10 protein-coding genes are annotated in these 11,390 nt (G+C 63.7%); 5 read left to right on the top strand and 5 right to left on the bottom strand.

What is annotated here, in order from left to right; all coding sequences use genetic code 11:
• Positions 1-8: 8 nt before the first annotated feature.
• From ACXZ1M_RS22780 to ACXZ1M_RS22770, 3 genes are read right to left on the bottom strand one after another with little or no spacing between them, the layout of a single operon-like run.
• The gene (locus tag ACXZ1M_RS22780) at positions 9-1,886 is read right to left on the bottom strand and encodes a hybrid sensor histidine kinase/response regulator (protein ID WP_459049889.1); all 1,878 of its coding nucleotides are present in this window, start codon (positions 1,884-1,886) and stop codon (positions 9-11) included.
• The gene (locus tag ACXZ1M_RS22775) at positions 1,886-2,491 is read right to left on the bottom strand and encodes a YfiR family protein (protein ID WP_459049888.1); all 606 of its coding nucleotides are present in this window, start codon (positions 2,489-2,491) and stop codon (positions 1,886-1,888) included. The genes ACXZ1M_RS22780 and ACXZ1M_RS22775 overlap by 1 nt, the downstream gene beginning before the upstream one ends.
• A gap of 5 nt (positions 2,492-2,496) precedes the next feature.
• On the bottom strand, positions 2,497-4,419 hold the full coding sequence (locus ACXZ1M_RS22770; RefSeq protein ID WP_459049887.1) for a TonB-dependent receptor plug domain-containing protein: 1,923 nt from the start codon (positions 4,417-4,419) through the stop codon (positions 2,497-2,499).
• A gap of 191 nt (positions 4,420-4,610) precedes the next feature.
• On the opposite strand from ACXZ1M_RS22770, the gene ACXZ1M_RS22765 reads away from it, so the two are divergent.
• The 3 genes from ACXZ1M_RS22765 (at position 4,611) to ACXZ1M_RS22755 (ending at position 5,752) form a co-directional block, all read left to right on the top strand.
• Positions 4,611-4,982 carry a hypothetical protein gene (locus tag ACXZ1M_RS22765; protein WP_459049886.1) on the top strand — a complete coding sequence of 124 codons (372 nt, stop codon included), beginning with the start codon at positions 4,611-4,613 and terminating at the stop codon, positions 4,980-4,982.
• Complete coding sequence (locus tag ACXZ1M_RS22760; RefSeq protein WP_459049885.1) at positions 4,983-5,198, top strand: hypothetical protein; 216 nt, start codon at positions 4,983-4,985, stop codon at positions 5,196-5,198.
• Between the two features lie 92 nt (positions 5,199-5,290).
• Positions 5,291-5,752, top strand: a complete 462-nt coding sequence (locus tag ACXZ1M_RS22755) for a nuclear transport factor 2 family protein (protein WP_459049884.1) — start codon at positions 5,291-5,293, stop codon at positions 5,750-5,752.
• Positions 5,753-5,790: 38 nt separating this feature from the next.
• Here ACXZ1M_RS22755 and ACXZ1M_RS22750 read toward each other — a convergent pair whose 3' ends face one another.
• Positions 5,791-6,351: a lipocalin-like domain-containing protein gene (locus ACXZ1M_RS22750; protein ID WP_459049883.1), complete on the bottom strand. Its 561-nt coding sequence runs from the start codon at positions 6,349-6,351 to the stop codon at positions 5,791-5,793.
• Positions 6,348-7,364 carry an AraC family transcriptional regulator gene (locus tag ACXZ1M_RS22745; protein WP_459049882.1) on the bottom strand — a complete coding sequence of 339 codons (1,017 nt, stop codon included), beginning with the start codon at positions 7,362-7,364 and terminating at the stop codon, positions 6,348-6,350. The genes ACXZ1M_RS22750 and ACXZ1M_RS22745 overlap by 4 nt, the downstream gene beginning before the upstream one ends.
• Before the next feature lie 185 nt (positions 7,365-7,549).
• Here ACXZ1M_RS22745 and ACXZ1M_RS22740 point away from each other — a divergent pair, with 185 nt between their 5' ends.
• A complete protein-coding gene (locus ACXZ1M_RS22740; protein WP_459049881.1) occupies positions 7,550-9,196 on the top strand; it encodes a 3-(methylthio)propionyl-CoA ligase in 1,647 nt (548 codons plus the stop codon).
• Between the two features lie 32 nt (positions 9,197-9,228).
• Positions 9,229-11,385, top strand: coding sequence for a TonB-dependent receptor (locus tag ACXZ1M_RS22735; protein WP_459049880.1), 2,157 nt, complete (start codon positions 9,229-9,231; stop codon positions 11,383-11,385).
• Positions 11,386-11,390: the final 5 nt, after the last annotated feature.

Below are 11,390 nucleotides of genomic sequence, written 5' to 3'. Positions count from 1 at the left end.
AGGGATCACTAAGTCTTCAGCTTGGGCTCCAGCTGGGCCACGATTTGCTCGATTGTCACCGGCTTGACCAGGTGCACGTCAAAGCCGGCCTCGGCGGCTGTCTCGCGGTCCTTTTGCTGGCCCCAGCCAGTGATGGCGATCAGCGTGGTGTGCTGCAATGCCGGCATCGCGCGCAACGCGCGCGCCACGTCGTAGCCGTTCATGCCCGGCATGCCGATGTCGAGGAAGGCGTACTCCGGCACGAAGTCGGCCACCGCCGCCAGCGCCTCGATGCCGTCGTGCCCGACCACCACGGTATGCCCCATGGACGCCAGCAGCTGGCCCATGCTGTCGACGAAGTCGATATTGTCGTCCGCCAGCAGGATGCGGCGTCCCGATCCGCCCATCGGCGACGCGGCCGCTTCCAGCGCCTGGCGCAGTTGCCGCGAAAACGGCAGCTTGAGGATGAACTCGCTGCCGCCGCCCAGGCCGGCGCTGCGTGCCGCCAGGCTGCCGCCGTGCAATTCCGCCAGGCGCCGCGCCAGCGACAGGCCCACGCCCAGCCCGGCCGTGCTGCGTTCGAGCGAGGCGTCGACCTGCACGAACATCTGGAAGATGGCGTCGATCATCTCCGGCGCGATGCCGATGCCGCTGTCGCTGACCCGGATCACCACCTGGCTTGCTTCCAACTCGACCGCCAGCCGGATCGTGCCGCCGCGCGGCGTGTACTTGGCGGCGTTGTTGAGCAGGTTGGACAGGATCTGCGTCAGCCGCGTGGGATCGCCTTCCAGCATGATGGGCCGCTCGGGCATCGTCACCGTCAGTTGATGGTTGTGCAGCTCTACCAGCTGGCGCACGGCTTGCAGCGCGTCCTCCACCACCGCTTGCAGCTGCGTCTGCTCGCGCCGGATCGCCAGCTTGCCGGTGTTGATGCGCGAGACGTCGAGCAGGTCGTCCACCAGCCGTATCATCTGCCGCAGCTGGCGCTCCATGATGGTCCGCGAGCGCGCCATGCCGTTCAGGTCGCCGGGATTGAGGCGCATGATGTCCAGGCAGGTGCGGATCGGCGCCAGCGGGTTGCGCAGTTCATGCGCCAGCGTCGCCAGGAATTCGTCCTTGCGCCGGTCCGCCAGCAGCAGCGCCTGCTCGGCGTGCTGGCGCACCGTCATCTCGCGCTCCAGGATCTGGTTGGCCTCCTGCAGGTCGGCCGCACGCCGGTCCACCTCGCTCAGCATGGCGTTGAAGGCGTCGACCAGGGTGCCGATTTCGCCGCTGCTGTGCTGGGCCACGCGCAGGCTGAAGTCGCGCCGCCGCATCACCTCGCGCGCCACGGCGGTGACCGCCTCCAGCGGCTGCGTGATGTCGCGCTGCAAGCGGCTGGCCACGACCGCCGCCAGCAACAGGCTGCACACCATCACCGCGCCCAGGATCGAGAGGTAGGACAGCAGCCGCTCGCGCCCCGGATAGCGCGCCTCCAGATACACCGTGCCCAGCTTCTCGCCCTGGTCGGCGATGACGTGGTACAGCATCAGGCGGTCGCCGTCGATCAGGTGGCCCGGCTCGCCTGGACGGTCGAGGAACACCACCTTCTCCTGCTCCGAGCGGGCGTACGAGGCGAACAGGCGACCGTCGGCGCCGTAGATGGCGCCGGCCAGAATCTGCGGCCGCACTTTCAGCAAGGCCAGATTCTGGCGCGCGACGGTGGCGTCGTTGAAATTGAGGGCCGGCGCAGTGGCCTGGGCCACGATTTCGGCCTGGGTCTGCATGTCGTCGATCCAGGCCTGGCGGAAGGTCGTCAGCTCGTACGCCAGCATCGCGCCGGCGCACAGCAGCAGCGCGGCGAAAGTGGTCGCCAGCGCCATGACGATCAGGCGCGCACGCACGGTGAGGACGCGGATCACCGGCATCACGAGCCGCCTTTCTGCACTGCGTAGGCCACCGACAGCAGGCGCGAGCTGAGCTTGACGTTGCTCTTCTCGGCCGCCTCGACCGACACTTCGAAACGCACGCGGTTGTCGACCAGGCGGAAGTTGATCACGCTGCCCAGTTGCAGGGCGTCCGGCGTTTCCGTCACGCTCAGCACGTTCGCCTTCTGCGCCGCGCGCAGCCACGACGTCGCCTGCCCACTCTCGGTGGCGCCGATGAACAACAGGTGCAGGCCGGCCACGCTGTCGCCGCTGCGCAGCACGCGCACCTGCACCGGATGGTTGTTGACGTTGCGGCCCTCGGTGAGCCGCGCCAGCTCGGCCGCGATATCGTCGGCGTTGGTCACGCCGATCACGTACGGCGCGTCCGCCGCCAGCAGGCCGGCCGGATACTCGACATAGCTGAGGAACTTGTAGAGGAACGCGGCCTTCACGTTGCGCTCGACGCTGGCCACCTCGGACGCAGCGAGCGCGTGCGTGAGCGGCGCCGCCACGGCGGCCAGGCCGCAGGCCAGCAGCAGCGCGCGCGCCAGCGCGGCCATGCGGTGGCGCGCGGCGCGGCGCGGAGTCGTCCCGGTAGGCGTCATGGCGGTCAGAACCGTTTACTCAGTTTGAGCTGCACGCCACGCTCCAGCGCGCTGCGCGACGTCCCGCCGCCGAACTCCACATGGCGGCGGTGCAGCAGGTTCTGGCCGATCAGGGCCACCTCGATGTCGGCGCGCGGACGCCACAGCAGCTGCGCCTCCAGTTCGGTGTAGGACGGCACGTAGGGACGCGGCAAGGCGCCTGTATGGCGCAGGTGCAGGTCCAGCATGACGTGCTCGCTCACGTCCAGCGACGAGCGCAACAACCAGTGCTGCGCCGGGTCGTTGGTCTCCAGCCCGCTATCGCCCGCCGCATTGACGCCGCCTGGCGCCACCCCGGTGAGCAGGTGCTGCAGCACCAGGCCGCCGTTCATGCGCCAATACGAGATCGGTTGCCAGGTGGCCCACATCTCGATCCCGCGCAGGGTGCCCCGGCCGAAATTGCGGAACACGGCGGCGGCCGGCGCACCGATCGGCTGCGGTTCCAGCGTGCGCAAGCGGTCGAAGTCGGTGAAATAGACGGTGGCGGAATACGACCAGGCCGGCGTGGCCTGGAAGCGATAGCCGAGTTCGGCCGTGCGCGCCACCTCGGACACGAAATCCGGGCCGCCGCCCAGCAGATAGAACGGCTTGCCGTTGACGATGCGTGGCTGCGTCGGCGAATACAGGTCGCGGTCGATGCGCGACGGCGTGCGCACGCTGCGGGTCAGGCTGCCCCACACCAGCGCGGCCGGGCCGGCCTCCCACGCCAGGCGCAGGCTGGGCAGGTATTCGCCGCCGACGTAGCTGTCGTGCTCGAACTTCAGGCCGGCCGTCAGTTTCAGGCCCGGCGCCAGCGCGATCTCGTCCTGCATGAACACATTGCCCCAGTGCAGATTGACTTGCGCCGGGAAGAAGCCGAACGCCGGCCCGTTGACCACCCGATCCCAGGCGTAGCGGTAGCCGGCGCCCCAGATCAGCTGGTGTCGCGCGCCGAGCCGCAGGCCGTGCTGGAGCTGGATGTCCAGGATATCGAGGGTCTGGTCGAACGCCAGCGGCTGCTTGCGCTCGGTGTGATCGAGCACCACGTCGAGCCGCAGGCTGCCGCCGTCGTCCAGGCTGCGTTCCATGCGGCTGAGCACGTTGGCGCCGGAGATCAGGATGTCGGGCGTGCCCGCCTGCGCCAGCACGCCTTGGTAGGCGTCGCCGGAAGCGCTAAGGGCCAGGCCGGCGCGCGACCAGTCGACGCGGAAGCCGGCCAGGTTGCGGCGCCACTCAGTGAAGGTGTGGCCGCCACCCTCGTTGACGGTTTCGTCCGCCTGGCTGTGTTTGCCATACACCCGGTAATGGCCGTTCTCGCCGAAAGTGCCGCCGTAGCGCAGCACGCCATCGCGCGCCTCTTCGCCGGCCGCCACGGAGGCCAGGCCGCCCTGGGTGTCGCGCGCGTTCTTGGTGATGACGTTGATCACGCCGTTGACCGCGTTGGCGCCCCAGATGGTGGCGCCGGGGCCGCTGATGACCTCGATGCGTTCGATGTCCTCCATCGCCACGTCCTGCGCGTCCCAGTACACGCCGGAGAACAGCGGGCTGTAGATGCTGCGGCCGTCGATCAGCACCAGCAGCTTGTTTTCGAACGGGCTGTTGAAGCCGCGCGCGGTGATCGCATAATTGCGGGAATCAACTTTCGCCACCTGCAGATTGGGTGCCAGGCGCAGCGCCTCGGGAATCGACCGCACGCCGCTGCGGCGGATATCGGTGCCGGTGATCACAAACGCCGAAGCGGCCGCATCGCTGAGGCGTTCCTCCTGGCGGGAGACGGACGTCACCACAACGTCGCTCAATTGTTCGAGCGACAGGTCGGCCAATTCCTTCGTATCCGGACGTGCTTGCGCTGCGCTCCCGAGAGAAATGAACAATCCAAGGGAACCCAAAGCGATGACCGTGCGTCTCATGCGATCCCCTTTGTGTGACTTCGCAAATTATACTCAAGACAATAATTAGCCCGAGCACGATTGATGTTGTTTGACAACATTTCTTCGTGTGCCTTGCAATACTGGAGGCAGGGGGAGTTTTCGCTTGCATTTACTTCCACTCCACTTGCCTCTACAATAATATTTCCCGGAATCAATTAAGGTAATCTACGATGGCAATCGGCTGGCTCGCAATCTTACAAAACGTTCCGTGGCAGGACGTCCTCAGCGCAGCGCCCAAGGTGGCGGGCGGCGCGCGCAGCTTGTGGCAGGCGGTGTCGAACCGGTCGGCCGACAAGCCGCCGCAGGCTCTGGATGCGGGCGCCGACGCCGTGGCCACGGCCATCAAGCAGCACGAGGAATCGATCGCCTCGTTGAATTCGCAGATGTTGTCCGCGTCCGAGCTAATCACAACGCTGGCCGATCAAAACGCCAACCTGGTCTCGAATATCGCCAGGATTCGAACGCAGCTCATGTGGTCTCTGATCATCGCCGGGACATCGCTTTGCGTCGCGGTGGGTAGTCTCGTTCTGGTGTTGAAATAAATGAGAACAATCATCGTGGCGCTGGGACTGACGTTCCTTATTTTTATTTTTTCTTCAGCAGTCTTCGCCGTTCAGCAGTGGAGAAAACCGGGAGAAAAGTCTGCCAATAAAGCTGTGAACGCCGTCGCCGCTATCGGCCGATTTTTCGTCCGTGGGACGCTGGCATTTATTGGCTTCGCAATCGTAGTCTTCTTCGCCACCTATGCTTTGAGCTAGTCGCAAGCCCGAGGCAATTGGGCATCGTGCAGATTGCATGAGGTTGGGTTTTATGTTTTCATGGGCCTCTTACCTACTGCACAAGGTGATTCATGAAACGCTGCTTTCTGGTACTTCTGTTCGCGGCCGCGCCGCTGCTGGCGCAGGCCACCGAGGCCACCGACAATCAGCTGATCGAAGCTGCGGTACGCGACTACATCGAATCGCAACACCAAGCCGACCCAGTGCGCATGGAGCGCGGGCTGGACCCCAAGCTGGCCAAGCGCACCTACTGGCAGGCGGCAGACGGGTCGGAATTCGTCATGAACACGGACTACGACGCGATGGTCAAGGTCGCCAAGAACTATAACAAGGACGGCACCAAATTCCCCGCCAAGCCACGCGTAGACATCAAGATCCTGGACGTCGACCAGCGCGTGGCCACCGTCAAGCTGACCGCCGACGAGTGGATCGACTATATGCACCTGTATAAAAACCAGCGCAGCGAATGGAAGATCGTCAACGTGCTATGGCAGTACCATGACACCGCGCGTCAGGTCAGCAAGAAGAAGTGACGGATTGCGGAACTTGCTGGCGCCGTCTAATCCACGGTTTATATCGGTGGCGTGCGTTCAAGAACCCGCTCCGCCCGCACTGTACGCCCTGCTTCTTCATAGCTTTCCGAGATTACCAGCCGGTTGCCGAGCAATTCGAAAGTCCTTGTTTGGTGCGTTCCGACGTATGTCGGGATGTTCCCGCCCTCAACCAGCGCGATCCATTGGCGCCCACCTTCCGCAAGACGATACGTGCCAAAGTACGAGCAATACCAGGCGGGAATACAGGCGTCAGGTTCGATATCAACCGATGCTGTGCTTGGCGCAGGAGGATTCCGCATGATGTTGATGGAGAAATTTCCATCGCTGGTAAAAATAAACTGGCCCACTGGATGCTCACCAAACGCATAAATCGGCGCGGCTCCCGCAGGCGTATCGACATACCGCGTCAATCTCCACACACCAACCAACTGCTTCCCGATGTTTTTGACCTCAGCAGGGGAAGTGGCAGGCGCAGGAATTTGCCCCCATGCCGAGGATGAAAATATAAGTCCACAACTGACCGCCAGTAAGACCCGGATATTCTTCATGTGAACGCTTTCTTCGACGAGATAACTCACGTTGAACTACTTTTTTTCTTGCGGAATTCCTTAGGCGAAGTGCCGAACCATCGCTGACAAGCCCTGCAGAACGTGCTCTGATCGGCAAAGCCGACCAGGAAAGCAACCTGTCCCAGCGCCATCTGCTTCTTGGCCAGATATTCGCGTGCCAGGTCACGCCGTGTTTCATCCAGCAGATCGTTGTAGGAAGTGCCTTCATCTTCCAGCCGGCGCTGCAAGGTGCGCTCGCTGATGCATAGCGCCGCTGCCGCCACGCTACGCGGCGGCGAACCATCCGGCAGGCAGCGGACGATCACTTCGCGCACGCGTGGCGCAAAGCGCTGCTGATCCATCTTATCCAGGAACTCCACCGCAAACCGCTCGTGCAGCGCCGACAAGGCCGCGTTCGACGCCGGCAGCGGCGCATGCAGGTCGGCGGCGGACAACAGGAAGCCATTGTGGGCCGCGCAAAACCGCACCGGCCCGCCAAACACCCGCGCATGCATCTGCGTGCTGCCCGGCTCCACATGCGCCAGTTCGATCGCCAGCGGATTGATTTGCTTGCTCGCGATCCAGCGGCAAATATTGAGGATGGTGATCAGCACGAACTCGCAGCGCTGACGCGGCACCGCCAGCTCGCCGCCGTTGATGGTCAGGCGCAGCCACTGCGCGCCCTCCGCATCGGGCTCCAGCGAGAACACCGCCGCATCGCTGATGATGCGGATGTAGCGAATGAAGCGCTGCAGCGCCGCCTCCATGGTCGGCGCGGTGATCATCGTGTACATCAATAGATCCAGCGTGGCCGGGCGCGGTTGCTCCGACGCGGCCAGCGACACCGCCTCGTCGCCCGATACTTCGGTGATCACATTCCACAACATACTGAGCTTGTCGCTGGCGATGCGCTGATGCGGATTGCGGAAGCTCTCCTCCTCGATACCGGCGCGCGCGAATATCGGCTGCGGATCAAGTCCTATCGTCAGCAGCATCTCCCAGATACCAATCAGCCACGATCCGGCCGTGGTGGGTTGTTCCATACACTTCGTCTCCAGATTGTCTTTATCGGTCAAAAACTTGGCTTTCAGAAGCAAGACGGTTCTTGGCGCCGTCTTTACAGTCACACCTAACAAGTTCGACCCTAAATAAATACTAAACGAAAACGCGCACCGCAGTGAGGAAGAATTAGACCTTCCGATCACAGCGCGTGCGCCTGGAGACACGCATGCCCGAATTAAGCCGCAGCCCCCTTCCCGGCCAGATGATGCGCCGGCCCTTGCTGATCTCCTCATTGCTGCGCCACGCCGACCGCTATTTCGGCAACCGCGAAATTGTGTCGCATGGCGACGACGGCAACGTGCATCGCTACACCTGGCACGACTGCCACCAACGCTCGCAACGCCTTGCGCGCGCACTGGAGCAACTCAATGTCCGCATGGGCGACCGCATCTCCACGCTGGCCTGGAATGGCTACCGCCACCTGGAGCTGTACTACGGCATCTCCGGCATGGGTGCGGTGATCCACACGCTCAATCCGCGCCTGCATGCGGAGCAATTGGCCTACATCCTCAACGACGCCGGCAGCCACTACCTGTTCTTCGAGCGCTCCTTCGCGCCGCAAGTGCGAGAGCTGGTTGCGCACTGCCCCGCCATCAAAGGCTACGTGCTGCTGGGCGACGAGGCCGCGCTGCAAGGCATTGAAGGCATTCCAAATTTACTCAGCTACGAAGCCCTGCTCGCGCCGGACGCCGACAACTGGAGCTGGCCCGTCTTCGACGAAGACGCCGCCTCGGGCCTGTGCTACACCTCAGGCACCACCGGCAATCCCAAGGGCGTGCTGTACTCGCACCGCTCCACCGTGCTGCACGCCTACGCGCAGGTCGCGCCGGACGCCTTCAACCTGTCCGCCGCCGACTGCATCCTGCCGGTGGTGCCCATGTTCCACGTCAACGCCTGGGGCCTGCCCTACTCCGCCGCGCTGGTCGGCGCCAAGCTGGTGTTGCCGGGACCGGCGCTGAGTGGACCCGCGCTGCACGCTATGTGTGAACAGGAAGCGGTGACCTTCTCCGCCGGCGTGCCCACCATCTGGCTCGGCTTGCTGAACTACGTGCGGGAACAAGGCAAACGATTTACCACGTTTAAACGCGTGGTCATCGGCGGCTCCGCCTGTCCGCCGGCGCTGATGGACAGCTTGCGCGACGACTACGACATGCAAGTCATCCACGCCTTCGGCATGACGGAACTGTCGCCGCTGGCCACCGTCTGCACGCCGCAAGCGCAGCACGCGGAATTGCCGCCGGAAGAACTGCGCGCACTGCTGCAAAAGCAAGGTCACGTGCTCTACGGCCTGGACGCCCGCATCGCCGACGACGAAGGCAACGAACTGGAATGGGACGGCGCCACCTGCGGCCACCTGCAAGTACGCGGCCAGTGGGTGGTGGATTCCTATTACGGCCATCCGCCCGGCAGCGCCGTCAAGGACGGCTGGTTCCCCACCGGCGACGTGGCCCACATCAGCAGCGACGGCTATGTCCAGATCACCGACCGCAGCAAGGACTTGATCAAGTCGGGCGGCGAATGGATCGGTTCCATCGACCTGGAAAACATCGCCATGTCGCATCCGCAGGTGCAACTGGCCGCCTGCGTGGGCGTGGCGCACGACAAGTGGGACGAGCGTCCTTTGCTGGTGGTGGTGCGCAAGCCCGGCACGGACATCGATCCCGCCGAACTGCTCGCCCTCTACGACGGCAAGGTGGCCAAGTGGTGGATACCGGACGACGTGGTGTTCGTCGACAGCCTGCCGCTCGGCCCCACGGGAAAAATTCTGAAGCACCGTGTACGTGAACAGTTTCGCCAGCATCTGAAAACATAAAAATTACAACCACAACAAAGAAGGAGACAAACATGATCAGCACAAAAGAAATGTGTACCGTTGCCGCACTGGGCCTGGCAATGTCGGCACAGGCGCAGCAGGCGGCACCGGAAACCGCTCCGGCGGAAGCGGCCGACGTCAACACCGTGGTCGTCACCGCGCAAAAGCGCGAGCAGCGCCTGCAGGACGTGCCGGTGTCGGTGAGCGTGATGAATGCGCAATCGCTCACCAGCGCCAAGATCGACACCGGCACCGAAGTGGCCCGCCTGGTGCCCAACCTGCGCGTGTCGACCCTGGGCGACGAATCGCAGCCGAAGTTCTCGCTGCGCGGCATCTCCACTTCCGAATTCAACCTCAACGCCATCTCGCCGACCGGCGCGTTTTTTGACGAAGTCTATATCGGCGCCCAATACCTGGGCGGCGCGCAAATCTTTGATATTGAACGTGTTGAAGTGCTGCGCGGCCCGCAAGGCACGCTGTTCGGCAAGAACACCACGGCCGGCGCGGTCAACTTCATCTCCAAGCGTCCGCGCTTCAAGGAGGAAGCGGAGATCACCGTCGGTGCCGGCACCGACGGCTACCGCGAAACCAAGGGCGTGGTGGAAGTGCCGCTGGTCGAGGACCGTCTGACCGCGCGCTTCGCCTTCACCGGCGCGCACTCGGACGGCTACGTCAAGAACGTCAATCCCGCCGGCCACGACTTGTCCAATATCGACCGCAAGGCCGCGCGCCTGACACTGGCCTACAAGGACGGCGACGGCCTGAATGGGACGCTGCGCCTGTTCGGCGTGAACAGCAATCCGGACGCCATCGGCGTGGTCAATACCGGCATGCTGGCCGGCGGCCTGAACGCCAACGGCAAGAATCCGCGCATCAATCCCTTCAACGGCCAGCCGCTGGGCGACCGCGAAGTGGCGGACGACCGCTCCGGTGAAATCGCCGTGCGCGGAACCGGCGGCTACCTGACCCTGAACAAAAGCACCGACCTGGGCACCATCACCTCGATCACTTCGTTCCTCAACGGCCGCTTCCAGAACCTGGTCGATGCCGACGGTACCATGGACCCGCTGTTGCACATCGACTTCCACTCACGCAACCATGAGTTCAGCCAGGACTTGCGCTTTGCCACCGCGTTTGACGGCCCGTTCCAGTTCATCACCGGCTTGTACCATCAGCGCGACAACGTCGACATCGGCACCACCTACACCATCTTCGGCGGCCCGCCGGTGCTGCCCATCCTGAACCAGCAATACCTGCAGGAGCGCCGCTCCACCGCGCTGTACATCGACGGCACCTACGACATCGACAAAGTCTGGAGCATCTACGGCGGCGTGCGCTACACGCGTGACGAAGGCCGCCTGGCCGACTTCCGCGTAACGCCGGTGATTCCGGTGCAACCGGAGCTGCGCTACGACGACCGCAAGCCCACCGGCCGTCTCGGCGTCGACGCCAAGCTGACCCGCAGCCTGATGCTGTACGCCCACTATGCACGCGGCTACCGCAGCAGCGCCTTCAACGGCGGCGCGCTGACCAATGCGGCAGACCTCAACGTGGCCAAGCCGGAGTACTTGAACTCCTACGAAGGCGGCGTCAAATCGCAGATGCTGGACAACAAGCTGACCCTGAACGTATCGGCCTTCCGCTACGACTTCCGCAACCAGCAGTTCCTCAACGTGATCGGCATCGGCAACCAGCAACTGGTGAACGCCGGCCAGTCGCGCATCACCGGCATGGAGATCGAGAGCTTCCTGCAGGTGAACAAGCAACTGCGCTTGAGCGCCAGCCTGGGCCTGCTGGATGGCAAGTACCGCACCCTGATCCTGAACGGCGCAGACCTGTCCGGCAAGCGCATGATCGAAGCGCCGCGCTACACCGGCAACGTCGGCATCGACTACAGCATCCCGGTCAACGCCTACCTGCTGACCGTGCATGGCGACGCCAGCTTCATCGGCGAGCAGTACTTCCTGGCCACCAACGCGGACAACTCGCGCGTGGGTGCGACGCGGGACGTATCGGCGCGCATCGCCCTGCTGTCGCCGTCGAAAAAGGTGGAAGTCGCCGTTTATGGTAAAAACCTGAGTGACAACCGCAATCCGACCGGTATCGTGCTGGACGCCACGTCGCAGACCAAGTTCACGCCTGTGCCCTACCCGCGCCGCTACGGTATCGACGTCACCTTCCGTTACTAAAAGCA

The sequence above is a fragment of the Duganella paludis genome (assembly GCF_054461335.1).
The sequence above is the reverse complement of the archived record's forward strand: the minus strand, read 5'-3'. Positions and strand labels throughout refer to the sequence as shown.

Bases quoted from the DNA above. Each gene is read 5' to 3' on its own strand.
- ACXZ1M_RS22780 (WP_459049889.1), bottom strand. From the start codon at position 1,886: ATGCCGGTGATCCGCGTCCTCACCGTGCGTGCGCGCCTGATCGTCATG.
- ACXZ1M_RS22775 (WP_459049888.1), bottom strand. From the start codon at position 2,491: ATGACGCCTACCGGGACGACTCCGCGCCGCGCCGCGCGCCACCGCATG.
- ACXZ1M_RS22770 (WP_459049887.1), bottom strand. From the start codon at position 4,419: ATGAGACGCACGGTCATCGCTTTGGGTTCCCTTGGATTGTTCATTTCT.
- ACXZ1M_RS22765 (WP_459049886.1), top strand. From the start codon at position 4,611: ATGGCAATCGGCTGGCTCGCAATCTTACAAAACGTTCCGTGGCAGGAC.
- ACXZ1M_RS22760 (WP_459049885.1), top strand. From the start codon at position 4,983: ATGAGAACAATCATCGTGGCGCTGGGACTGACGTTCCTTATTTTTATT.
- ACXZ1M_RS22755 (WP_459049884.1), top strand. From the start codon at position 5,291: ATGAAACGCTGCTTTCTGGTACTTCTGTTCGCGGCCGCGCCGCTGCTG.
- ACXZ1M_RS22745 (WP_459049882.1), bottom strand. From the start codon at position 7,364: ATGGAACAACCCACCACGGCCGGATCGTGGCTGATTGGTATCTGGGAG.
- ACXZ1M_RS22740 (WP_459049881.1), top strand. From the start codon at position 7,550: ATGCCCGAATTAAGCCGCAGCCCCCTTCCCGGCCAGATGATGCGCCGG.
- ACXZ1M_RS22735 (WP_459049880.1), top strand. From the start codon at position 9,229: ATGATCAGCACAAAAGAAATGTGTACCGTTGCCGCACTGGGCCTGGCA.